Origin of the sequence: Sodalis sp. dw_96 (assembly GCF_018449575.1) — a bacterium.
Taxonomy (GTDB): domain Bacteria; phylum Pseudomonadota; class Gammaproteobacteria; order Enterobacterales; family Enterobacteriaceae; genus Acerihabitans.
The window spans coordinates 1-25,421 of record NZ_JAAVUT010000026.1; the positions used below are offsets into that span (position 1 = coordinate 1).

Consider the following 25,421-nt stretch of genomic DNA (forward strand, 5'->3'; position numbering starts at 1 on the left):
ATGGGGCCGGAGCGGCCATAGTCGGCCGTGGAGCGCCCCACAGCGCGGTAAGCCCGCCAACGTCGAAGCTGAACCAAGCGTATCGTAATGATGACGGGCTGTGCATTCACCGGATTACTCCTTATAATGACCGGCACTGTTTTTCTATTTGTTGCTTGTTGACTCCAGGAGACGCCATGTCCCGCATTATCAGTACCGAAAACGCGCCGGCCGCCATCGGGCCTTACGTCCAGGCAGTGGATCTGGGCAATCTGGTCTTCACCTCCGGCCAAATCCCCATCTGTCCGAAAACCGGTCAGTTGGTGGATGAGGATATTGCCGGGCAAACCCGTCAATCCCTGTCCAATATAAAAGCCATTTTGGAAGCAGCGGGTTTACAGGTGGCGGATATCATCAAAACCACGGTGTTTGTTAAAGATCTCAATGAATTTTCCACCGTAAACGCCGCCTATGAAGCCTTTTTCAAGGAAAACAACGCGCCGTTCCCCGCCCGCTCCTGCGTTGAAGTGGCGCGACTGCCGAAAGACGCGCAAATAGAAATCGAAGCGATTGCCTGCCGTCGCTGATATATATAGGGCGCACGGACCCGCGTGCGCTCCAGTATCCTTAGGCGTGTTCAATCCAATCTTCTACTAATAGGCCATCGATTCGGTTGAATTCGCGGGTGTTATGAGTCACAACTGTCAACCCTTCGCTGCGGGCATGAGCTGCGATATGCACATCGTTCACACCGATAGGCGTACCTTTACGTTCAAGACCGGCACGGATATCGCCATAATGCATTGCCGCCTTTGCTCCGTAATCAAGGACATCCAGGCGAGAAACGAAATTCTCTACAGCCATGTTATTGCGCGCCACGGCGGCGCTTTTTTCAACTCCATGGATTAATTCAGCCAAAGTGATTGATGAGATGACCATGCGTCCCACATTGGCGTTGAAAAGATCAAGTATATCCAACGGTCGCCTCTTTATGACATAAATGGCGATATTCGTATCGAGCATGTATTTATACATCAGAAAGATTCACGATCCGGTTGTTCTTGATCGGGCCTTTCCGACATGAAATCATCCGATACCAACGGGCCGGCTAAAAAGAAGCTATCCCAGGTATTTTGCTCGGGCGCAATAATCCTTTCATTGCCAACCGCCCTGACGTTCACATTCTTGACATTATCCGCGAAGCGCAGTTCGGCAGGTATGCGTACCGCTTGAGACCGGTTGTTAATGAAAACCGTACTGTGCGACATATAAACTCCACGTCAAAGCCCATTGATAGAAAGATTCTAACCAAATATTGGGATATAGCAAGCGTATACACCTTACCGTGATGTAAATTTTTTGCCCTTTTTCAGTTTAAAAATTCTTGGTTTTTCATCTCGCGCACCATACTTGTGCAAAAGCCGTTGGTTTAGCCTCGATCTTTCCTATGGAACCGGCCCCTGCGCTGGCGCGCTTTATGCATAACGTCATTATCAGCTCGCGAGGAAAGCCAGGGTATGCCGATGATAAGAATCAATCTTTCCGGGTCGCCGTTTTTTGATGAAATGCTGTTAGCTGACGGGACACACCGCAGCCATTACGACGCTTACTGGCAATGGCTGCAACAGGCCGACCAGCAGGCCATTCAGCAAAAAAAAGAAGAGGCCGAGCTGCTGTTCCATCGGGTGGGCATCACGTTTAATGTTTACGGCGAAGAGGGGGGCACCGAGCGGCTCATCCCTTTCGACAGCGTGCCGAGAATTATCCCGGCCAAAGAGTGGCAGTGGATGGATCGCGGAATCCGCCAGCGGGTCAAGGCGCTGAACGCCTTTCTGTACGATATCTATCATGAGCAGAATATCCTGAAGGCGGGCATCGTACCGTCGGAACAGGTATTGGCCAACGAGCAGTACCAGCCCTGTATGCAGGGGGTAAATTTGCATAACAATACCTACGCCCACATTGTCGGCACCGATATGGTGCGCAACAGCGACGGCCATTATTATGTGCTGGAGGACAATCTGCGCACCCCCTCCGGAGTCTCCTATATGCTGGAAAACCGCAAGATGATGATGCGGCTTTATCCTGATGTTTTCGCCAACCAGCATATCGCCCCCATTGAACGCTATCCCTTCGATCTGCTGCAAACCCTGCGCGAAAGCACCGCCGTCGTGGATCCCACGGTAGTGGTGATGACCCCGGGCCGTTTCAACAGCGCCTATTTCGAACACAGCTTTCTTGCCCAGCAAATGGGGGTCGAACTGGTGGAGGCCGCTGATTTGTTCGTCAAGCAGGGGGCGGTGTTTATGCGCACCACCGAGGGCCCCTGCAAAGTGGACGTTATTTATCGCCGCATTGACGATGCCTATATCGATCCCCTGGCCTTTCGCGCCGATTCCACCCTGGGGGTGCCCGGTCTGCTGTCGGTGTACCGTACCGGCGGGGTGGTGCTGGCCAACGCCTTGGGAACCGGCGTGGCGGACGATAAATCCATCTATCCTTACGTGCCGGAAATGATCCGTTTTTATCTGTCCGAAGAGCCGATCCTGGGCAATATCCCTACCTGGCAGTGCCGGGATGCCGGCTCGCTGTCCTATGTGCTCGCCAATCTGGAAAAACTGGTGGTGAAAGAAGTCCATGGCGCCGGCGGGTACGGCATGCTGGTAGGCCCCAAGGCGTCCCGCGCTGAACTGGCGGAATTCCGGCAGCGCCTGCTGGCCAGGCCGCACAACTACATCGCCCAGGAAACCCTGGCGCTGTCCACCTGCCCCACCTTTGTGGATGAGGGCCTGGCGCCGCGCCATATCGACCTGCGTCCGTTCGCCCTTACCGGCGATGAGGTACGGCTGGTGCCGGGGGGCCTGACCCGCGTGGCGCTGAACGCCGGTTCGCTGGTGGTGAACTCATCCCAAGGCGGCGGCACCAAGGACACCTGGATAATGGAGGACGACGCATGCTAAGCAGAACCGCCAGCGAACTGTATTGGATGGCCCGCTACCTGGAACGGGCAGAGAGCCTGGCCCGGGTCTTGGACGTCACCTATAAATTATCCCTGATGCCGATCCGCAGCCAGCAGAACGAGGATTTGACCCTGCCGCTGAACCTCACCGGTTCCCACGAACTGTTCGAGGAGCATTATCAGCACCTGAACATGACCAATCTGCTGAGTTTTTTTGCCCTGGACGACCGCAATCCCGGCAGCATCTACAGCTGCTTTGAAGCCGCCTGGAACAATGCCCACGCGGTGCGCGGCAGCCTGTCGTCGGAAGTCTGGGAGAGCATCAACGCCACCTGGATTGAAATGAAGCTGATGCGCGGCAAAGGCGTTGCCAAGGTGGGCACCGACGCGTTTTTCGACTGGGTCAAGGAGCGGGCGCATCTGTTTCGCGGCGCCATGTTCGGCACTTTGCTGCGTAACGATGCCCTCTGTTTTATCCGTCTGGGCACCCTGATAGAGCGCGCTTACGCCACGGCGCAATTGCTGGGGCTGAAGGATCAGCAATTGGACGCCGACTCCGATCCGGTACGGGAATATTATCGCCTGGATACCCTGCTGCGCGCGGTGAGCGCCCGTGAAGCCTACCACAGCCTGTATAAACATCCGCTAAGCCGTGAAACGGTGGCCGAACTGCTGGTACTGCGCAACGATATGCCGCGCTCGCTGCGGGCCTGCGTCGGCGATGTGGTGCAGCAACTGGAGCGTATCGGCGGCCAGCGGGCCAATGTCCCCCGCCGCCTGGCCCATACCCTGAACGTGGAGCTGCGCTTCAGCTCGCTGGACGAAGTGCTGGCGGAGGGCCTGCAAACCTACATGATGCAATTTCAGGGCAAAATCAACGCGCTGGCGGAAAGCATTAACCATACCTACTTGGAGGCGCTATGAAATTGACCGTCGATCACCTCACCCATTACCGTTATGATCATGAGGTCAAATTCAGTACCCAGTATCTGCGCCTGACGCCGCAAAATACCCCGCGACAGCGCATTATAGAATGGTCGTTGACCCTGCCGGAACAGGCCACCCCCGCCACCGACGGTTTCGGCAATATATTGCATGTACTGACGCTGGACCGTCCCCATGAAATGATAGCCATCCGCGCCAAGGGGCAAGTGGAGATTGCCGACGACAGCGAAAGCATTCTGGAGGAGTGCGGTCCGCTTTCGCCTCTGGTATTCTTACGCTGCAGCCCGTTGACCCTACCCGATGAGGCGATACGCAATTTCGCCGCGCGGTATTATCGCGCCGATGCGGCGGATGAAAGCCTGCGGGAAATGATGGCGGAGCTGCGGCTGCGGATGCCCTATACGCCGGGTGTGACCCAGGTGCAGGATACCGCCGCCAAGGTATTTTCCGCCCGGCACGGAGTCTGCCAGGATCATTCCCATGTGTTCCTCGCCTGCTGCCGCAGCCTGCACATACCCGCGCGCTACGTCAGCGGCTATATCTACAGTGAAGACACCAAGCATGTGGCGATGCATGCCTGGGTGGAAGCCTGGTTCGACGATCATTGGCAAAGTTTTGACATTACCAATAACACCTGCAATCCCGGTCAGCATCTTAAGCTGGCGGTAGGTTTTGATTATCTTGACGCCTGCCCGGTGCGCGGTTCGCGTATCGGCGGCGGTTATGAAGAGATGTATTCGGAAGCCACCGTGGAGCAAACCGAGGAGCAGCAGGCCGGCGGCCAAGGCGGCCAGCAACAATAACATTTTTTTAAGGACGTTTTACAATGACCTACTGTGTGGCGATGCGCCTGTCGGGCGGTGTGGTTTTCGCTTCCGACTCCCGTACCAATGCCGGCGTGGATCATATCTCCACCTTTCGCAAGCTGCATGTCCTGCACCAGGACAGCGAGCGCACGCTGGTATTGCAGAGCGCCGGCAATCTGGCCTCCACCCAGAGCATTATCAATCTGCTGCGACTGCGGGCCAAGGATGATGAACGCGACAATCTGCTGAATACCACTTCCATGTTCGACGCCGCCAGCCTGATTGGCGAAACGGTGCGGGAAGTGATTCACCGCGACAGCAGCGCCCAGCAAAGCGGCAGCAGCACCGATTTCAGCTGCAACATCCTGCTGGGTGGGCAAATTCTCGGCGAACCGCCGCGGCTGTTCCATATCTATCCGGAGGGCAATTTCATCGAAGCCACGGAAGATACCCCCTACTTCCAAATCGGCGAAAGCAAATACGGAAAGCCCATTATCGACCGGGTGCTGACTTACAATACGCCCCTTGAGCAGGCCATGTGCTGCGCGCTGATTTCCATCGATTCCACCCTGCGCAGCAACCTGTCGGTGGGCCTGCCGCTGGACGTGATGATCTATCGGCGCGACAGTTTCGCCAGCAACGAACAGTACCGCATCACCGAAAATAACCCGTATTTCGCCACCATTCGCAAAGCCTGGTCGGAAGGATTATTAAATACCTTCCTGCACATGCCGCCGCTGGATCTGGCGGAGGAGTAAACTTCCGCCTCGCGCTTATTGCCAGCCGTAGCGGCGCACATACCAGCCTTTCATGGCCTGTACCAGCAGCATATAGGCGGCAAGAATCGCCACCAGCCACGGGAAATACCCCAGGGGCAGCGCCTGTAAATGCAGGAAACCCGCCACCGGCGTGAAGGTCATGCCCACGGTCAGCACGATAACCGTCAGGGTGGTCAGCCCCAGCGGCCAGGAAGGCCGGCTTTGCACAAACGGTATTTTACGGGTGCGCAGCATATGGACAATCAGCGTTTGCGATAATACCCCCACTACAAACCAGCCGGTTTGGAACAGCGTTTGTCTTTCCGGCGTATTGGCTTTGAACACCCACCACATCAGGCAAAACGTCAGGATATCGAATATGGAGCTGATGGGCCCGAAATAGACCATAAACCGGCCCAGATCCTTGGTGCGCCAACGTTGCGGGCTGCGTAACTGATCTTCGTCCACCCGGTCGAAAGGCACGGCTATCTGAGAAATATCATAAATCAGGTTTTGCACCAGCAAATGCAGCGGCAGCATCGGCAGGAACGGCAGAAAAGCGCTGGCCACCAGCACGCTGAATACATTGCCGAAGTTGGAGCTGGCGGTGAGCCGAATGTACTTGAGCATATTAACGAAGGTGCGGCGTCCTTCCACCACCCCGCGTTCCAGCACCATCAGGCTTTTTTCCAGCAGAATGATATCCGCCGCCTCTTTGGCGATATCCACCGCCGAATCCACCGAAATGCCGATATCCGAGGCCCGCAGCGCCGGGGCATCGTTGATGCCGTCTCCCATAAATCCCACCACATGGCCTTTGCCGCGCAATACGCTGACGATGCGCGCCTTTTGCAATGGCGTGAGCTTGGCGAATAGCGTGGTCTCATGGGCGGCGGCGGCCAATTCCTGATCGTTCATTCGCTCAACCTCGCCGCCGGTAAGGACCCGGTTCACCTCCAGTCCCACGTCCCGGCAGACCTTGGCGGCCACCAGTTCGTTATCGCCGGTAAGGATTTTTACCGTCACGCCGTGGTTTTTCAATGCCGTCAAGGCCGGCTCGGTGCTCTCTTTCGGCGGATCGAGGAAAGCGATATAGCCTTCCAGGATCAGATCAGATTCATCCGCCCGGCTGAAATCACAGCGTTCCGGCGCCATATCGCGGCTGGCCACCGCCACTACCCGCAGGCCCTGGAGGGTGAGGTCCTCGGTGACGGTACCGATGCGCTCCAACAGCGATGGCGTCATTGCCATGATCTCGTCATCATGGCGCACCCGGCTGCAAACCCCGAGCATCTCTTCCAAGGCGCCTTTGCAGATCAAACGGGGAATGTCGTCGTCGCCGGACACAATCACCGACATGCGGCGACGTGAGAAATCAAACGGGATCTCGTCGATTTTGCGCCATTGCGGCTGGGCCAGCTCGGGATTATGGTCGGCGACGCTCTCCAGCACCGCCTTATCCAGCAGGTTTTTCAGCCCGGTCTGGTGAAAACTGTTAAGCCAGGCATTCTGCAATACCCGATCGCTGCGACTGCCGAATACGTCCGTATGGCACTCCAGCACAATTTTGTCCTGGGTCAGCGTGCCGGTTTTATCGGTGCACAGAATGTCCATCGCGCCGAAGTTCTGAATGGCGTCGAGGCGTTTGACAATAACCTTTTGGCGTGAAAGCTGCACCGCCCCCTTCGCCAGGGACGACGTCACGATCATCGGCAGCATTTCCGGCGTCAGTCCCACCGCCACCGATAAGGCGAACAGCGCCGCTTCCCACCAGTCGCCCTTGGTATAGCCGTTCACCAGCAAGACCACCGGGGTCATGACCATCATAAAACGAATAAGCAGCCAGCTTACCCGGCTGATGCCGGCCTGGAAGGCGTTGGGCGGCGCCGACTGCCGGGTGGAGTGCCCGCCAATTGACCGAACCAGGTGTTGTCGCCGGTACCGATAACCATGGCCAGCGCGGTGCCGCTGATGACATTGGTGCCCATAAAGCACAGGTTATCGCACTCAAGGGGGTTGCGCAGGTTCTCCATCCGGCTGTGGGCGGTCTTTTCCACCGGCAGCGACTCGCCGGTGAGGGAAGCCTGCCCGATAAACAGATCCTTGGCCTGCAGGATGCGCAGATCGGCCGGAATCATATCCCCCGCCGACAGCTTGACCAAATCCCCCGGTACCAACTGGTCGATGGGGATTTCCCGGTAGCGGCTTTCGCCGCTGATATCATCGGCGCGCAGCACCGTGGCGGTATTGCTCACCAGCGCTTTCAGCGCATCGGCGGCCTTGTTGGATCGGGATTCCTGTATAAAATACAATAGCGTGGCAATCATCACCATCAGGGCAATCACCGCCGCCGCCGTGCTGTCATCCGTGCCGTAGGAGACGATGCCGAGCACCGTCAGCAATAAATTGAACGGGTTGCGGTAGCACAACCATAAATGCCGCCACCAGGTCACAGGCTGTTCGCCGGCGATGGTATTGGCGCCGTGCCGGGACCGGGCGGCGCTGACTTCGGCCCCGGTCATGCCTTCCGGATGACTGGAGAAACGCTGAAACAACTGCTCTTCATTGGCCCGGGCACAGGTCAGGCAGGCGTGGGTCAGGGCCGCCGGCACGTTGCGGTTCAGGTTTTTTTGCATGCCTTCCAGCATGACGTCGCGCTGGAACAGGCGACGGGGAAGATGGCGGTAAAACTGCGTGAACAGCCGCCGGGTGACTTTTTTCAAAACCATGCTGTCTTCCTTGCCTTTCTCGGTCTTAATGGCCGGGAAATGGAAAAAAAGTTTAATCAGCAGAAGAGAGAGACTTCTGCCTACCGTTAATCACCCGGTAAGGCAGACGCGAAAAAAGGGAATGCTTACCGGATGGGCGAATAATCTTCAGGTTTAGGTGCGGGGTCCATATGGGTTGAACACCTCCGGTAAAGGGAAAAAAATCCGCATAATCAGGCGGAATCGGACTTACATGACGGTCGGTCACAGCATAGCGAAGAGCCAGGCGGTCGGGTGTCTTTATGCTTACCATTCTTGCGGCCAATTCTTGCGGCACACAACATGCCGCTTGCCCATAAGCAAGCGCTACGGTAAGCGGTGCGCACTATACAACCAAAATACTAAACAGTAATTAAACGATTTATTACTTTAAGAAGAGAGATAGTTTCAGGGTGTTGCTGTGGGGGAGCAGGCCGGTCGAAGCCAATACGCTATAAGAGGAGCAGACTGCTTCACATCGAAAGCTGAATACGGCTCGACGCTGTAATGTGCCCTGTCGCGGGAAACAGGGCGCGTTAAAAGTTTTATTCTTGCAAGCTATCAGCACCATGCCGGAGGCATGATGCTTGCCAGAACATCGGGAAACCGCGACCTGATATGCTCGACCATTATGTTGAATAACACAGCACTGCAACTGAAGGCATTATGCAGACCCAGCAGACGGTTCTTCCAGTCGGCAAACATATCCTCATCTTCAAACACTTCCGCATCAAGGGAATTCGCCTTCTCCATCAGCGCATAGGCATAGCGTCTAAGCATTTCCGGAGATTCTTGCTCCTCGCCAAAAATTGCTGTGGATGAGTATTTTGTAAATACCGCCGCCAGGCTCAGCAGTAATTTTGCTTTATCGCTATTGTTGGAGGCGGACAGGTCATACACCTTGAGAATTTCCTGGTAGTGCTCGTTTGTCAGACTATAGTCGCCGGAATCCGTTGAATACATCAGTTTAGGGCTGAAGATTTCCCTCAGTCTCCTTTGATCTTCCGCGCTCACCAGCTTCTGCTTTGATACATGTGCACCCATAGCAGAAATAAAGGTCTTGCGCATGTCACCAAGGTCTAATGTTTCAAGCAATCGTCGGAAACGGACTGACGAGAGCAAATAACGATACGGCCAATTAAACAGCTTGAAATCGTCCCTGAACAACGTTTCCAGCGGGTGATGCGCCAATGGCAGGTTCTCTCCGCGGTTGTCGTACAGATAAAAGCGGTCCCACACCGGCTTGAGCTTATCAGGGCTCAACATCCCGTTGAGCGTATGCCTTGACAGCAGCATGACAGGCCCGTCAGGCCTGGATGATAAAAGAATATAGTTCGCAGCATGTTCATCCGCCCAGTCAGGCATATGGCTGCCATAGCCACCAAAATCTTCCACCAGGGTGTACGGCCTTACCTGTTCCTGATTCAGATACAGGTCATAAAGCTGCTTGATGGCAGCCTTGGCATCATCGTCTCCTACGCTCTTCTCCCGAGACATCAGTTGGATAAACGCGCCGTTATGGATAAACATCTGTTCCGGCTGTAAGTTGAACAGTCTGATAACCTGGTTAACCATACCTTTATTCAGCGGTGGCAGGGCATGCGCATTATATCGACCGACAAAACGTTCGCAGATATCATTCAGCCAGGCGTCAATAACCGCATCATTGATGTAAGGGGCCTTAGACAAGACGCTCATCAGCGGCAGTGCTATCTCAATGGCCCCGTTGACGCTTTTCAAAGAGTCCATCAGTTCACGAGCAATCCGCACCTTGACCGTCGCGTACCGTTCATCAATGCTGTCGATCAGGGTCAACAGGTTGCCTCGTGTTGGGTTGTTATAATGATTAAAATAGCCGTCTAAATTATCTGCATTCCACGGCGGGAGTTTCAGTAAAGCCCCTTCAGGTGGGAGAGTGGACAAATCAGCCCCGCTCAGGTTAACCCCGCGGAAGGCAAGAGCGACCAGGTTAACCCTGCTCAGATTTATCCCGTTCAGATTTGCTACGCGCAGGGATACTCTCTTCAGTTCATCCCCGGACAGATCGGCTCCGCGCAGGTCGGCCCTCGACAGATCAGCGTCGCTCAAATCGGTATCGATAAAGCATGCCCCACGCAAATAAGCCTTGGACAGATCGGTCCCGTTCAGGTCGTACTCCGTCCAATCAGCGCTTATCATGTCAGCCTTAGTGAGGTTTAATGCTCTCAGGTTAGCCTTGCCCCACGCAATGAGTTTCATGTTGGCTTCCCACAGGTCCACCCCCCCTCGTTCATCCCATTTAAATGGAAGGTGTAACCGCTGCATTAGCAGCACAACGGCGCAGGTATTAAAAAATGCCTCCTGATCAACCGTTGATTCAAAGCTTTTTGGGTCCTTGCTTACCCTAATGGTAACCAAACCCGTTGCATCAAGGTTTTTTTCCGGAAGGATGCAAGTAACGCTATATTCATAAAAATTGAAGGCGAAGGTTTTTCCAGAGAGTTCCCAGGGGTCTTCGTCTGTGACCGTCTTTATAAGGGCGTCCATTGTGGCTTGAGCGAAAAAAGAATATTTCCGGTCGTGCTGAACGGCGGCTGCCGTCACAGCTGCGGGCGAACCATTTTGCTCATTGTGCTTGCTGCGCACGCCGTTGGCAGTAAAAAAATACACAGCCCGCTTCAGGGTATCTTGTGCATTTACAATTCTATATTCTGGGTGTTTGGTACCGAAGATCCTACTGTTCACCCAGGCGGCTATATCTACCTCCTCGCGGTAGGGCTCCCTCGACAGGCAAAATCCCAGCGGCAGGGGGAGGTCGGATACGTCGTTGCCCTCTAATGAAGCGATTAATTCACGAGCCATCCGTAATTTGACGCTCGCAAATTGTTCATCGATGCTGTCCATCATATTAAGCAGGTTATCGCGATTATTTTCGATTGTCCTATCTAAGTAGTATTCGATATTTTTCGCATCCCAAACGGGAAGTTTTAGCAAAGAACCTTCCTGCGAGAGGTTGCTCAGGTCAGCTTTATCCAGATGGGCACCAAACAGTTCGGACTCGATCAGGCTTACTCCGCTCAGGTCTGCCCCCTCCAGATTGGCCCGGTTCAGGCAAGTATTACTCAGGTTAGCCCCCTTCAGGTTGCACCCCGCCAGATAAGCGCCGCTCAAGTCTGCCCCACTCAGGTCTGCTCCGCTCAGGTCGGCCCCTGCAAGATAAGCATCATTCAAGTCAACCCTGCTCAGGTTGACCCCGCTTAGATCGACCCCGGGCAGAAAAAAGCCGTGGAGATTAGCGCCCCTGAAATCAATACTTTTTAAATTCAAATCCATCTTCCCCTCATCCGTTAAGGTTCTGGATAATTGGGGAAGCTTAAACTGCTGGCGTATCAATAAAACTCTACAAATAAGTTGAAATACATCCAGATTAACCGTTGATTCAATAGTTTCCCCATTTTTGCTCACCTTAATGGTGACGGGGCCCTCTTCGCCAAGGTTTTCTCCCGGCAATATGAAAGAGAGACTATGGCCCAAAAAATCAACGATCCACGTCTCTATGGCACCGCCGGAATCATCGTTTGTTAAACCTTTGTAAAGTTCAATTGCTAATGTTTCAGCGAAAAAGCCATATTTCTCAGCGTGTTTTTGACATGCATTTCCGTATGAAAAAAAATTGACGATATACTCTAAAATCGCCCGAGAACGTGCAGACTCGCATTCTGTCTGCTCAATGCCGATACCCGAAATATGTCCCGCCATCGTATTGCCGCAAATACTATCCATATGAATAAACGCCGTTTTATTCCTGGTTGAAAATTTCGATCGATTAAGATATTAAAAAAATGGTCTAAATATAAAATGAAAAGCTTAATGAGTGGAAAATGGTTAATAATATTAGTCATACTACTAACACATATCTAAATATGGGTTAAATAAAATGCTTTTTGCCAGGCAGTCCAATGCCCGTTTTTCTGAGCATAGTTAGATCATGCTGGGCTGCCGCCAAAACTGCGAACACGCCAAAGGACGGCTCGAAGCAGCCATCTGGTGGCCGACGGTGACAGCCGGAAATTATTTTTCTGACGCCAAGGCTGGTTAAGAGCTGATTTACCGATTTGTTTTCAGGAAGATAAGTTTCCCGCCGCCCTTCTCCGCTTAAAAGTTGAGCTGTACAACTCTTCGGCCAGGGGCCGATTTTCTTGCGCGAAGTCAAGTTTCCTTCACTTTGTCTGGCCCATACTCTACATCTAGTGTCGTTTTCAAAATAATTAGACTATATATTGTGGTTATCACCTCTACCGCTAGTTATCGCACCCGGCAGCATTTCACCGGTAAAGCCAACGGTATGAAAATAGTCCCTAACCCCGCATCAGGCGTACAAGGAGTCGCATCGTGAAACCGGTAGTGATCAAACGAGACGGTTGTCAGGTTAATTTCGATGAGGAACGGATTTGCCAGGCTGTCAAAAACGCTGCACAGGCAGCCGGCGTCGAAGACAACGATTATTGCGCCGCCGTCGCCACCTCGGTGGCGGAGCAGATGAACAGCCGTTCCCACGTGGATATTCGCGATATCCAGGATGCCGTGGAAAATCAGCTGATGGCCGGGCCTCACAAGAAACTGGCCCGCTTGTACATCGAATACCGCCACGATCGCGACGTCGCCCGGGAGCAACGCGGTCGCCTGAACCAGGAAATACGCGGCCTGGTGGAACAAAGCAATATGGCTTTGCTGAATGAAAACGCCAATAAAGACAGCAAGGTCATCCCCACCCAGCGGGATCTGCTGGCCGGCATCGTGGCCAAGCATTATGCCCGGCAGCATATCCTGCCGCGGGAGGTGGTACTGGCCCATGAACGGGGTGAAATCCATTACCACGACCTCGATTACGCGCCTTTTTTCCCGATGTTCAACTGTATGTTGATTGATTTGGAAGGCATGCTGACCAAGGGCTTCAAGATGGGCAACGCCGAGATTGAGCCGCCCAAGTCCATCTCTACCGCCACCGCCGTCACCGCGCAGATTATCGCCCAGGTGGCCAGCCATATTTATGGCGGCACCACCATCAACCGCATCGATGAGATTTTGGCACCCTACGTTGCCGCCAGCTACGATAAACATTGCAATACCGCGGCGCAATGGAATATTCCCGACGCCAAAGGCTACGCCCTTTCCCGTACTGAAAAAGAGTGTTACGACGCCTTTCAGTCACTGGAATATGAAGTGAATACGCTGCATACCGCCAATGGGCAAACGCCGTTCGTGACCTTTGGTTTCGGCCTGGGCACCCGTTGGGAATCGCGCTTGATTCAGCAGTCCATCCTGCGCAACCGTATCGCCGGCCTGGGCAAGAACCGCAAAACCGCCGTTTTCCCCAAACTGGTGTTCGCCATTCGCGACGGTTTAAATCATAAATACGGCGATGCAAACTACGACATCAAACAGCTGGCCCTGGAGTGCGCCAGCAAGCGGATGTACCCGGATATCCTCAATTACGATCAGGTGGTAAAAGTCACCGGTTCGTTTAAAACCCCGATGGGCTGCCGCAGTTTCCTGGGTGTTTATGAAGAAAACGGCAAACAGATCCATGACGGTCGCAACAATTTAGGCGTTATCAGCCTGAACCTGCCGCGTATCGCCCTGGAAGCAAACCGGGACGAGGCGCGTTTCTGGCAACTGCTGGATGAACGGCTGGTGCTGGCCAAAAAAGCGCTGATGACCCGTATCGCGCGCCTTGACGGCGTAAAAGCCCGGGTCGCGCCGATCCTGTATATGGAAGGGGCCTGCGGCGTACGGCTGAAGGCCGATGATGACGTGGCGGAAATCTTCAAAAACGGCCGGGCATCGATCTCGCTGGGGTATATCGGCGTGCATGAAACCATCAACGCCCTGTTCGGCGGAAAGACGCATGTCTTTGACGATCAGCATCTGCGCGATACGGCGGTGGCGATTGTGGCCCGCCTGAAGGCCGCTACCGACAAATGGAAGGAAGAAACCGGTTACGGCTTCAGTTTGTACAGCACGCCGAGCGAAAATCTGTGCGACCGTTTCTGCCGCCTGGATACCGCAGAGTTCGGCGTCATTCCCGGAGTCACCGATAAAGGTTATTACACCAACAGCTTCCATCTTGATGTGGAAAAGCAGGTGAATCCCTACGATAAGCTAGATTTCGAAGCGCCCTATCCGCCTTTGTCCAACGGCGGTTTTATCTGCTACGGCGAGTATCCCAATCTCCAGCACAATCTGAAGGCGCTGGAGGACGTTTGGGATTACAGCTATACTCGCGTGCCCTATTACGGCACCAATACCCCCATTGATGAATGCTACGAATGCGGCTTTACCGGCGAGTTTTCCTGCACCAGCAAAGGTTTCACCTGTCCGAAATGCGGCAACCATAACCCCGCCAAGGTCTCTGTCACGCGCCGGGTATGCGGTTATCTCGGCAGCCCGGACGCACGGCCCTTTAACGCGGGTAAACAGGAAGAAGTGAAACGGCGGGTTAAACATTTACCTGACGGGCAGCTGGGCTGATGCGGTCATGAACTATCATAAGTATTACCCGGTGGATGTGATCGACGGCCCCGGCACCCGCTGTACCCTGTTTGTGGCCGGTTGCGAACATCAGTGTCCGGGCTGCTACAACAAGAGCACCTGGCGGGTGGACTCGGGGTTCCCTTTCACCACCGAACTGGAAGATCAGATTATCGCCGACCTGCTGGATACCCGCATCCACCGGCAAGGGTTGACGCTTTCAGGCGGCGATCCGCTGCATCCGCAAAACCTGTCCGCTGTGCTGCATCTGGTGCGGCGGGTGAGGACGGAATGCCCCGGCAAGGATATTTGGGTCTGGACCGGTTATACGCTGGATTCGCTTACCGAGGCCCAGCGGCAGGTGGCATCGCTTATCAATGTGCTGATCGACGGCAAATTTGTGCAGGAGCTACGCGACCCTGCGCTGATCTGGCGCGGCAGCAGTAACCAGGTAGTGCATTATTTGCGCTGAACGCCGTTGAAACGATAAAAAAGGGATGCGGAGAGTCCATCCACATCCCCTTTACACCTAGAAAAATATAGTCATGTTCACATTTACGCCGGCACCCACGGCAGCACTCAGTACATACTGCTCATAATAATATACCTTTATCTTTCAAGTTGCGGCGGCGTTGTCTGCAAATTGAATGCTATTGTGTATGAATTATATATTATCTTGAATAATGCTTCGCGGAATATACGTGGCCCAGTGGCGGCTGAACCTCTCGCCCTCGGCCCATGGGGCAGGCACTCGCTGATAATTCAGGTAGAAATGCACCCTTTGCTTCAACAATTCTCTATTTCTATAAATATATCGCAGCTCGGATGCCGTTACAGAGTCTTCTGTTTAGCTGTACCATCGATGACCGATAAAGTTTTATTCTTAACAATGCAATCTGAAATGAGTTTGATTATGCGTGTGTCACCACGCTGTTTAGCCAATGACAAAGCCGTATTGCCATTAGCATCTCTTCGCTTTAACGAAGATTCTGCGCTTTGTAATGCATACTCTATTTTTTCGGCCGAAGCCTGCACGATTGTCTTCATCAATAATGTTCTATTTTTCTCATCGTAGACATCAAGATGGGTTGCATCGCACACTTTTTTAAAAATTGATAAAGGCAGCCGGTTATTCTTTGCCGCCATAGTGAAGGCAGTTTCACCCTTATTGTTTTTATGATACATATTATTAACAGTATGTAATAATAAATGTTCAATAATGCTAATCTGTCTGTTTTTTAATGCAGTGATCAGAGGTGAATTACCTTCATTATCGGGTATTTTAAAATCCAACGGGAGGCAATGTCTATACGTCGCGCTATGGAAGTTTTTTTCCAACCTCGCCAGCAGTTCTAAGTCATTTTTTTTAACCGCCAGCATAACGGCCGTATTGCCTTCAGCATCTCTCAGATTTAATAACTTTGAACCAGAATGCAAATTTTCGTAGCTGAAAAATGCTTCCAGTTGATCTGAATTATTTTGTTTAATTGCTTCAATCAGCCGAGATTCTATCTTGGTGTGTGCGTCGTTATATGAATTTATCTTCTTTCCTTCTGGCAGCTTTAAATTGGCAGAGCCAGTATTTGATACCGATATCACCTTCTGTTTAACATCCTCACTGCCCGTTTTCAGGGGTTCAGATGATGTCAGAGGGAAACTTTTATTTGTATATAAATTAATTCCGTTAATTGGCATGCGTTCGATCCTTTTACAATTCTATTGATTATCAAATATATGATATTATTAGACTTTCAAAATTCAACCAATGTGCGTGAAAAGCGTTCTGTACACGAATGTCAATAAATGCAAATTTTCTTAGCCCCGACGGCTCATCCAGTGAAAGTTGACGCACATCAATAAGTTCGACGGCTTTTTCGCGTTCACTTAGGCAAACCGGTGGCGGATGGGTGCCATCCGGACATAACGGGTTTTGACCTTTCGGCTGTGACGGTGCCGGCTTGTTTAAAAGGAAATAATGTTGTCTTCCGCTTCGGTAACAAAATTCATGGAAAAACTTCGCTGCCGGCGGCGGCGGATGTTTGCCTTGATTTTGCTGGCCTTCTGGCTGTTACTGAATGCCCAGTTGGCCCTGGCCGGCCACCAGTGCTCGATGCCGGTTACCGCGCTGCCCGCCGCCATGGAACATACCGAGAGTATGCTTCATGACAACGACCCGCAGCAGCATGCCGCTGAGCCGGGTCTGCTGTGCGATAAGCACTGCGTGCCGGATAACGCGCAAAAAGATAGCCAGCACGCCCCGTTTGCCGTGCTGCCCAGCCAGACCGATTTGCAGGTGGCGGACTGGCGCGATGAACCCCGTATCCAGGACGTCGCCTGGCTTGCGCCGCCCATAGCGGGGCCGCCGGCAGAGATTCGCTTCTGCCGGTTCCGGGAATAGATCCAGACATAACGCCAATGGTTACCCTCGCCGTAATGCGCGGGTAGTGTATGACTTATGTTTAGGAATCTATCCAATGCGAGCTTTATTTATTATCGTTATTTCCGCTATTTCTCTCTTCACCTTACCGGTTTTTGCCGACGATATGGCGGCCATGGGCGATATGCCCGGCATGCAGCACGATAACGGCATGATGACCGCCGCCGATGCCGCCGCCTCGGACTATCACTCTCAGGGAATTGTCAAGCTGTGGGATAACCAGCATGTGGCTATTGCCCATCACGCCATTCCGGCCTTGAACTGGCCGCCGATGACCATGACCTTCGCGGTGCCCCCTGCCTTTGCCGGCCAGAAACTGGCGGTAGGCACCCAGGTCGATTTCAGTTTCCGCCAGGATGCGCAGGGCTATCAGCTCACCGCCATTCATCCCGTTCAGCCTTAAGTGAGGATCACCATGCAACTTCCATGCTCTCAACGGGCGTGGTTGGTCCTCATGCTGTTTGCTTCCGCGACGACCTCCGCCGCGGAACTGAATCTGGATGAAGCACTGACCCGTGCCGAACACTATTCCGCGGAGCTTTCCGCCAATCGACATGAACGGCAGGCCTTGGCGAACCAGGCCGATTCCGCCACCCAATTGCCGGATCCCAAGCTGGAATTCGGTATCGAAAACGTGCCGGTGGGGGGGAATAATGCCCATCGATTCACCCGCGAAGACATGACCATGCAGCGCATCGGCATCCAGCAGGATTACATCAGCAGTACCAAGCGCGACCGGAAGGCCGATGCCTTCCGCGCCGAAGCGGCTTCCGCCACCGCCGGTTATCAAACACTGCGGGCGCAGTTGCAGCGCGACACCGCGCAGGCCTGGCTGGATATGGCCTTGGCCCGGCAGGGATTGATGGCAGCCCGCAGCCTGCTTTCGGAAAGCGAGCGACAAATCTCGGTACAACGAGCGGCGGTGGCGGGCGGCGGAAGCGCCGCTTCGGTGCTGGACGGGCGCCTGGTGGTGGTGGATATGCAGAATGCCGTCACCGATGCACAGCGCGATGTGGCGGTGGCTCAGGCCAAGCTGGTACGGCTGACCGGCGACAATCAGGCCAGCACCGCCGGCCCGCTGCCCCGCTTTGAACGCCTGCCCGCCGATCCGGCGGTACTCGCGCAGGGCATCGATCAACACCCCGAGATCCTGCAGGCCCGTCGTGAATCGGAAGTCGCCCAGGCCCGTTCCGCCCAGTCGGCGGTGGCGGCCATCCCGGATGTGGGCGTTGAAGTGTACTACGGCAGACGGGCCGATCGTCTGGACGATATGGCCGGCGTGATGTTCACCATGGATTTGCCGCTGTTTCAGTCCCAACGCCAGGATAAAGATCACGCGGCGGATCAGGCGCGGACATTTGAAGCCAACGATCAGTTGGCAACCACCATACGCGACCACAACGCACAGCTGGCTATGCTGATAGCCCAATACCAGGCCGCGCAGACTCGTTGGCAGCGGCAAAAAGACGACGTTCTGCCGCTGCAGCAACAGCGCCTGCAGCTGACCCAGGCGCAATACCGTACCGGCAGCGCCACCCTGACCGACATGCTGGCCGCGCGGCGGGCGCTGCTTGAAAGCGAACTTGAGGCAAACCGCGCCGCACGGGATTTGGCGCAAAGCTGGGCCGCCATTCGCTATCTTATTCCGCAGGAGACCCAATCATGAGCCGTTTTAACACTGGCCGTATCGCCACACCCCTATTGAGTTTGGCAGCGTTGGTGGCCGCCTTCGCCGGAGGCTATTTTTTGCGCCAGACGGAGATAGTGACCCCGGCGGATGCCCAAACCGCCGCGCCGGCCACCGCTGACAGCGGCGGTCGGAAAGTCTTGTATTGGTATGATCCCATGTCGCCGGGACAGCGTTTTGACAAGCCGGGCAAGTCCCCTCTGATGGATATGCCTCTTAAGCCGCGCTATGCCGATGAAGATACGCAGGATGGCGGCGTGACGGTCAGCGCCCGTCAACAGCAAAACCTGGGGGTGAGGCTGGCGAACGTGGAACAACGGGTGGTGCAGTCTCGGCTTGATGCTTTCGGTACGGTGAACATCGACGACCGCGGCATACAGATTATCCCCGCCCGCGCCAACGGGCTGGTGGAAAAGCTCTATGTCAGGGCCGAACAGCAACAGGTGACCAAGAACCAACCTCTGGCACGCCTGTGGATCCCGGAATGGAGCGCCGCCCAGCAGGAATACCTGGCGGTGCGTCATTTAGGCGACCCGTCGCTGACCGCCGCCGCTCGGCAACGGCTGCAACTGCTGTTTATGCCGGAGGACTTGATCCGGGCCATTGAAAAAACCGGGCAACCGCAAACCCGCATCGAAATCCGGGCGCCGGAGCAGGGCTTTATCAGCAAGCTGGACGTGCGTGAGGGCAGCCAGGTCGCCGCCTCCCAGGCCATGTTTGAACTGGCCTCGCTGGATCCGGTATGGGTTGTGGCGGATTATCCCGAATCCCAGGCCGGCGCCGTGACGCCGGGCAGTGACATCATCGCCACCACGGCGCGCTGGCCCGGCGAATCCTTTCATGGGCGCATCAGCGAAGTGCTGCCGGTGGTGAACGACGCGACCCGGACCTATCGGGCCCGTATCGCGCTGGATAACCGGGATAATCAATTGCAGCCCGGTATGTATATGAACGTGCGGTTGGCCCGGGCGGCACAGGGGGATACCGTCTTGGCCATTCCCCAGGACGCGCTGATCCAGACCGGCAGCCGCAATACCGTGCTGCTGGCGGAAGGGGATGGACATTTCAAACCGGTGGAGATCACCGCGGGACGTGAATTCGGCGACTGGGTGGAAATACGCCGGGGGCTCCAGGTCGGCGATCGGGTAGTGACTTCCGGCCAGTTCCTGATTGATTCCGAAGCAAGTCTGCGCAGCGCGCTGCCGCAAATGACGGGCAACCCGCCGACGGCAGCCGATGCCGCCCCACAGGCCGCCGCCGGCGCCTCGGGTACGGCATCCGCCAAAACACCGGCACAGTCTGCGGCCGCCACAAGCATGGCGGATATGCCCGGTATGGCGGCCATGCCTAATATGCCGGCGATGTCCTCCGGCACGGCTCCGTCTCCAGCTCAAACACCGGCACAGCCTGCCGCCAAGCCGCAGGAGTATGCCACTGAAGGGGTTATTAATGCCGTTAACAATGGGCAGGTGACGCTGTCTCATCACGCGGTGCCGGCACTGCACTGGTCGCCGATGACCATGGACTTCACCCTGCCCGACGGGAAACTTCCCCAGGGGCTGGCGGTGGGCAGCCGGGTGTTGTTCCACTTCACCCTGGATGATAATGGCGCCCGTATCACGCAGATGATACCGGTAAGGAGCGTGCGATGATCGCGTTTATCATCCGCTGGTCCCTGCGCAACCGGCTATTGGTGCTGGTGGGGGCGGCGCTGCTCACCGCCTGGGGTATTTGGGCTTTGCAACGCATGCCGGTGGATGCGCTGCCGGACCTTTCCGATGTACAGGTCATTATCCACGTCAGCTATCCGGGCAAAGCTCCGCAGGTGGTGGAGGATCAGGTCACCTATCCGTTAACCACCACCATGCTGTCGGTGCCGGGGGCCACCACGGTGCGCGGCTTCTCGATGTTCGGCGACTCTTATGTCTACATCCTGTTTGAAGACGGCACCGATCCCTACTGGGCGCGATCGCGGGTGCTGGAATATCTGAGCCAGGTGCAATCCACCCTGCCGCCGGACGCCCGGGCCAGCCTGGGGCCGGATGCCACCGGCGTCGGCTGGATCTATGAATATGCCCTGGAGGATAAAACCGGACGCCATAGCCTGGCGGATTTACGCGCCCTGCAGGATTGGGTATTGAAATTCGAGTTGAAAACCGTACCGAACGTGTCGGAAGTGGCCAGCGTCGGCGGGATGGTGCGGCAATACCAAATCATCCTCAAGCCGGATCGGCTGCGGGCCCTGAATGTCTCACATCAGCAGGTTATCGATGCGGTCAAACAGGCCAACCAGGAGGGCGGCGGTTCTGTGCTGGAGATGAACGAAGCTGAATATATGGTCCGCGCCGCCGGATACCTGAAAACCACATCGGATTTTGAGAATATCGTCATTACCTCCCGCGGCGGTGTGCCTATATTGCTGTCTGACGTCGCCAGCCTGCGTCTGGGCCCGGAAATGCGGCGCGGCGTGGCGGAGCTCAACGGCGAAGGGGAAGTGGCCGGCGGCATTGTGGTGATGCGTTACGGTAAAAACGCGCTGGATACCATTAACGGTGTGAAAAAGAAACTCGACGAAATCCGCCGCAGCTTGCCGCCCGGCGTACAGATTGTCCCGGTTTATGACCGTTCCAACCTGATAAAGGCAGCCATCAAGAGCTTGTCTCATAAGCTGGTGGAAGAGTTTATCGTGGTCACCCTGGTGTGCAGCCTCTTCCTGTTCCATTTCCGTTCGGCGCTGGTGGCGATTATCACCCTGCCGCTGGGGATCCTCGGGGCCTTCATCGTCATGCATTATCAGGGGGTCAACGCCAATATCATGTCGTTGGGAGGTATTGCCATCGCCATCGGCGCGATGGTGGATGCGGCCATTGTCATGATAGAGAATATGCATAAGGTGCTGGAAAGGTGGCGGCACGAGCATCCCGGCCAAACGCCGGTGGGAGAGGATTATTGGCAGATTTCCGCCCAGGCCTCCACCGAGGTCGGGCCGGCGCTGTTTTGCAGCCTGCTTATCATCACCCTGTCGTTTATTCCGGTCTTCTCGCTGGAGGCGCAGGAAGGCAAGATGTTCGGCCCGCTGGCGTTTACCAAGACCTATGCCATGGCCATCTCCGCTGGTCTTGGCATTACCTTGGTACCGGTGTTGATGGGTTACTTTATTCGCGGGCGTATTCCCGATGAAAACGCCAATCCCATTAACCGGGGGCTTATCAGTCTGTATCGGCCGCTGCTGGAAAGGGTCCTGCACTGGCCGAAAGCCACCCTGGGCCTCTCCCTGGCGCTGCTGCTCATTACCCTGTTTCCGTTGAGCCGGCTGGGCACCGAGTTTATGCCGGCGCTGGACGAAGGGGATTTATTATATATGCCCTCCACCCTGCCGGGCATCTCCGCCAACGAGGCCGCCCGATTATTGCAGCAAACCGATCGGCTGATTAAAACCATACCGGAAGTGGAGACGGTGTTCGGCAAAGCGGGACGCGCCGAAACCGCCACTGACCCGGCAACCCTGACCATGTTCGAAACCGCCATTCATTTCAAACCCAGGGATCAATGGCGGCCGGGCATGACCACCGATAAGCTGATTCAGGAGCTGGATCGGACGGTATCGTTACCGGGGGTGGCCAATGTCTGGGTACCCCCCATCCGCAACCGGCTGGACATGCTGGCCACCGGCATCAAAAGCCCGGTAGGCATCAAGGTTAACGGCAACAATATCAATGATATCGAAGCGGTGGCCCAGCAGATTGAACGGGTGGTGAAGACCGTGCCCGGCGTGACCTCCGCCCTGGCGGAACGGCTTAACGGCGGCAGGTATATCGATATTAATATCGACCGGGTGCGCGCCGCCCGCTACGGCGTGTCGGTGAGCGAACTGCAATCCATCGTGGCGGCGGTTATCGGCGGCGATAACATCGGTGAAACCATCGAAGGCCGCGAGCGTTTTCCCATCAACGTGCGCTACCCCCGCGAGCTGCGGGATTCGGTGCAAAAGCTGAAGGATTTACCAGTGGTTACCGCCGGCGGCGCTCAGGTGGCTTTGTCCGATCTGGCGGATATCAAGGTCACCGAAGGCCCGCCGATGCTGAAAAGTGAAAATGCCCGTTTGTCGGACTGGATCTACGTGGATTTACGCGGCCGTGATTTGAAATCCGCCGTGGATGCCATGCAGCAGGTCGTGGCGCAACAGGTCAAGCTGCCGGACGGCGTGTCGTTAAGCTGGTCGGGACAATTTGAATATCTGGAACGCGCCAGCGCCAAGCTGAAAATCGTGCTGCCGTTCACCCTGGCGATTATTTTCGTGCTGCTGTATGTCACCTTCAGCCGGGTCAGGGATGCGTTGCTCATCATGGGCACGCTGCCGTTTGCGTTAATCGGCGGGGTTTGGCTGCTCTATCTGCTGCACTATAACCTCTCGGTGGCCGCCGCGGTGGGATTTATCGCCCTGTCAGGGGTGGCGGCGGAGTTCGGGGTGATTATGGTGCTTTACCTCAATCATGCTATGGAGAAACACCGGGTTAACGGCGAGCCGTTGTCGGAGCAACAGCTGCTGGCGGCGATCCGCGAAGGGGCGGTGCTGCGGGTCAGGCCGAAGGTGATGACGGTGGCCACCATCATGGCCGGGCTGCTGCCCATTATGTGGGGCGGCGGAGTTGGATCGGAAGTGATGCAGCGCATCGCCGCGCCGATGATCGGCGGCATGGTGAGCGCACCGCTGCTGTCCATGCTGGTGATCCCGGCGCTTTATCGCATCCTGCATCGCAAAGGCTAAGAATATGGACGCGGCCCCACCGGGGCCGCGATCCTATTACAACAGAGATGACTGCGGCGCTTTGGCCGTCAGCATCTCTTTTTCGTATGCACGGGCTTTTTCATCGTCAAACTGGTTCTCCCATTTGGCGACGGCCACTACCGCCAGCGCATTACCCACCACATTGAGCGCGGTGCGCGCCATATCCAGAATTCGATCAACGCCGGCAATAAATGCCAGACCCTGCAACGGGATCCCCACGCTGCCAAGGGTAGCCAGCAATACCACAAAGGACACCCCCGGCACCCCGGCAATGCCTTTTGAGGTGACCATCAGCGTCAGTACCAGAACGATCTCCTGACCAAGGGATAATTCGACACCGTAAAGCTGGGCAATGAATATTGCCGCGATGCTTTGGTAAAGCGTGGAGCCATCAAGATTGAACGAGTAGCCGGTGGGGACCACAAAACTGGTTATCGCCCGCGGCGCGCCATAGGCCTCCATTTTCTCGATAATGCGCGGCAAGACGCTTTCCGAACTGGCGGTGGAATAGGCCAGTATCAATTCTTCTTTCAGAATACGAATCAGCGTCCAGATGCGCAGGCCGCATAGCCGCGCCACCCCTCCCAGAATAACCAGGGCGAAAAAAATGATCGCGGCGTAAACTAACAGCACCAGCTTGGCCAGCGGAAGCAGCGACGCAAAACCGAAATTGGCCACCGTCACCGCAATCAGGGCGAACACCCCCACCGGGGCATAACGCATAATCATATGCGTCACATTAAACATGGTTTCGGCCACCGCTTTGAACACATTCAACAGCGGCGTTTTGGTTTCATTGGGTAAAGCCGCCAATCCCAAGCCGAACAGCACCGAAAAGAAAATAATCGGCAGCATGTCGCCGTGGGCCATGGCGGCGAAGATATTCTGCGGAATCAACGACAACAGCGTACCCATCAGCCCATGGTCACCGCTCTGCACCCGTTCGGCGGTCTGTTCGTAATGTGAGATATCCACCGCCGCCAGGGAGGACATATCAATGCCCAGCCCGGGTTGAAAAACATTGGCGAGGGTGATGCCCAGGATGATGGCAAGGGTGGTGACGGCCTCGAAATAAAGCAGGGTCTTCAGGCCGAGTTTACCCAGCTTTTTTGCGTCCCCCACGCCTGCAATGCCCACTATCAAGGTGGAAATCACTATCGGTACCACGATCATCTTGATCAGGTGAATGAATATATCCCCGGCCGGCGTCAAAATATTGCCCACCAGCCAATCCCGGTATTCCCCCTGGTGATGTAATATCGCCCCGGCGCCGATGCCCAATATCAGCGCCAGCAGAATTTGCCAGGCAAGAGTAAATTTTAACCTTTTCATAACAATATTATTTCCCCATAGAGACCCCGCCATTGCCGAAGGCATGTCACGCAGTGCTTTTTATTTGCTTTGATACACTGCTCGGTCATATTCGGCGGGGCCAATTTTCGACTCACAAAATAAAAGAACGCCATTCTGTAACACCTCGAAAAGCATCAATGCAAGCTTTGATTTATCCATGCTTCAATACTATTTATTCTTTACACGGGTAAATAGTCATATTATACAATATAACTTTATGTATTTTAACGGTAAAAAAATATGAATAAGGTAATAATCATTTCTCTTGCGATGTCATTTTTAACGCTTTTTAATTTTATTTCCTGCTTCTGGCAAGGCTGAACATGTCGCCTCCAACCCCCCTATAAGTATGATGAATATCCTCCTCACAGGTTCGCCTACACCCTGAGTAAAAGAGAATTAGCGGCCCTTTAGCAAAACCTCACCAAAGTTGCGTGATCTACTGCGCAAA

Annotated in this window: 17 protein-coding genes and 1 pseudogene; 12 read left to right on the top strand and 6 right to left on the bottom strand. The window is 55.0% G+C overall.

The features are described from left to right. The first annotated feature begins 176 nt into the window (after nucleotides 1–176). Nucleotides 177–566, top strand: a complete 390-nt coding sequence (locus HB631_RS23890) for a RidA family protein (protein WP_213993681.1) — start codon at nucleotides 177–179, stop codon at nucleotides 564–566. 40 nt (nucleotides 567–606) lie between these two features. Here the strand turns inward: HB631_RS23890 and vapC are convergent, their stop codons facing one another. Together vapC and vapB are read right to left on the bottom strand one after the other, a co-directional pair. Further along, complete coding sequence (gene vapC, locus HB631_RS23895; RefSeq protein WP_213993682.1) at nucleotides 607–1,014, bottom strand: tRNA(fMet)-specific endonuclease VapC; 408 nt, start codon at nucleotides 1,012–1,014, stop codon at nucleotides 607–609. Next, the gene (gene vapB / locus HB631_RS23900; protein ID WP_213993683.1) at nucleotides 1,014–1,247 is read right to left on the bottom strand and encodes a type II toxin-antitoxin system VapB family antitoxin; all 234 of its coding nucleotides are present in this window, start codon (nucleotides 1,245–1,247) and stop codon (nucleotides 1,014–1,016) included. Before vapB ends, vapC begins: the two co-directional genes overlap by 1 nt. Nucleotides 1,248–1,502: 255 nt before the next feature. Here vapB and HB631_RS23905 point away from each other — a divergent pair, with 255 nt between their 5' ends. From HB631_RS23905 to HB631_RS23920, 4 genes are read left to right on the top strand one after another with little or no spacing between them, the layout of a single operon-like run. Beyond that, nucleotides 1,503–2,939: a circularly permuted type 2 ATP-grasp protein gene (locus tag HB631_RS23905; protein ID WP_213993730.1), complete on the top strand. Its 1,437-nt coding sequence runs from the start codon at nucleotides 1,503–1,505 to the stop codon at nucleotides 2,937–2,939. Continuing rightward, nucleotides 2,933–3,862, top strand: a complete 930-nt coding sequence (locus HB631_RS23910; protein ID WP_213993684.1) for an alpha-E domain-containing protein — start codon at nucleotides 2,933–2,935, stop codon at nucleotides 3,860–3,862. The genes HB631_RS23905 and HB631_RS23910 overlap by 7 nt, the downstream gene beginning before the upstream one ends. Then, nucleotides 3,859–4,686, top strand: coding sequence for a transglutaminase family protein (locus tag HB631_RS23915; protein WP_213993685.1), 828 nt, complete (start codon nucleotides 3,859–3,861; stop codon nucleotides 4,684–4,686). The genes HB631_RS23910 and HB631_RS23915 overlap by 4 nt, the downstream gene beginning before the upstream one ends. A gap of 23 nt (nucleotides 4,687–4,709) precedes the next feature. After that, complete coding sequence (locus HB631_RS23920; protein ID WP_213993686.1) at nucleotides 4,710–5,447, top strand: proteasome-type protease; 738 nt, start codon at nucleotides 4,710–4,712, stop codon at nucleotides 5,445–5,447. 15 nt (nucleotides 5,448–5,462) lie between these two features. On the opposite strand, the pseudogene mgtA reads toward HB631_RS23920, so the two are convergent. Both mgtA and HB631_RS23930 read right to left on the bottom strand, forming a co-directional pair. Then, nucleotides 5,463–8,176 (bottom strand): annotated as a pseudogene (gene mgtA, locus HB631_RS23925) (magnesium-translocating P-type ATPase). Nucleotides 8,177–8,755: 579 nt separating this feature from the next. Beyond that, nucleotides 8,756–11,956: a pentapeptide repeat-containing protein gene (locus HB631_RS23930; RefSeq protein ID WP_213993687.1), complete on the bottom strand. Its 3,201-nt coding sequence runs from the start codon at nucleotides 11,954–11,956 to the stop codon at nucleotides 8,756–8,758. 609 nt (nucleotides 11,957–12,565) lie between these two features. Here HB631_RS23930 and nrdD point away from each other — a divergent pair. Both nrdD and nrdG read left to right on the top strand, forming a co-directional pair. Beyond that, nucleotides 12,566–14,704 (top strand): anaerobic ribonucleoside-triphosphate reductase, encoded by a 2,139-nt coding sequence (nrdD, locus tag HB631_RS23935; protein WP_213993688.1) that lies wholly within the window; start codon nucleotides 12,566–12,568, stop codon nucleotides 14,702–14,704. 7 nt (nucleotides 14,705–14,711) lie between these two features. After that, complete coding sequence (gene nrdG, locus HB631_RS23940; RefSeq protein WP_213993689.1) at nucleotides 14,712–15,176, top strand: anaerobic ribonucleoside-triphosphate reductase-activating protein; 465 nt, start codon at nucleotides 14,712–14,714, stop codon at nucleotides 15,174–15,176. A gap of 359 nt (nucleotides 15,177–15,535) precedes the next feature. Here nrdG and HB631_RS23945 read toward each other — a convergent pair whose 3' ends face one another. After that, a complete protein-coding gene (locus tag HB631_RS23945) occupies nucleotides 15,536–16,399 on the bottom strand; it encodes an ankyrin repeat domain-containing protein (protein WP_213993690.1) in 864 nt (287 codons plus the stop codon). Between the two features lie 280 nt (nucleotides 16,400–16,679). Here HB631_RS23945 and HB631_RS23950 point away from each other — a divergent pair, with 280 nt between their 5' ends. From HB631_RS23950 to HB631_RS23975, 5 genes are all read left to right on the top strand, one after another. Next, nucleotides 16,680–17,102, top strand: a complete 423-nt coding sequence (locus tag HB631_RS23950; protein ID WP_213993691.1) for a hypothetical protein — start codon at nucleotides 16,680–16,682, stop codon at nucleotides 17,100–17,102. Between the two features lie 76 nt (nucleotides 17,103–17,178). Next, entirely contained in the window at nucleotides 17,179–17,544 is a 366-nt protein-coding gene (locus HB631_RS23955) for a copper-binding protein (protein ID WP_255557253.1), read from the top strand. Nucleotides 17,545–17,556: 12 nt separating this feature from the next. Next, nucleotides 17,557–18,807, top strand: coding sequence for a TolC family protein (locus HB631_RS23960; protein WP_213993692.1), 1,251 nt, complete (start codon nucleotides 17,557–17,559; stop codon nucleotides 18,805–18,807). Next, a complete protein-coding gene (locus HB631_RS23965) occupies nucleotides 18,804–20,480 on the top strand; it encodes an efflux RND transporter periplasmic adaptor subunit (protein WP_255557254.1) in 1,677 nt (558 codons plus the stop codon). Before HB631_RS23960 ends, HB631_RS23965 begins: the two co-directional genes overlap by 4 nt. Continuing rightward, nucleotides 20,477–23,596: an efflux RND transporter permease subunit gene (locus HB631_RS23975; RefSeq protein ID WP_213993693.1), complete on the top strand. Its 3,120-nt coding sequence runs from the start codon at nucleotides 20,477–20,479 to the stop codon at nucleotides 23,594–23,596. Before HB631_RS23965 ends, HB631_RS23975 begins: the two co-directional genes overlap by 4 nt. A gap of 36 nt (nucleotides 23,597–23,632) precedes the next feature. Here HB631_RS23975 and gltP read toward each other — a convergent pair whose 3' ends face one another. Next, a complete protein-coding gene (gltP, locus tag HB631_RS23980) occupies nucleotides 23,633–24,949 on the bottom strand; it encodes a glutamate/aspartate:proton symporter GltP (RefSeq protein ID WP_213993694.1) in 1,317 nt (438 codons plus the stop codon). Nucleotides 24,950–25,421: the final 472 nt, after the last annotated feature.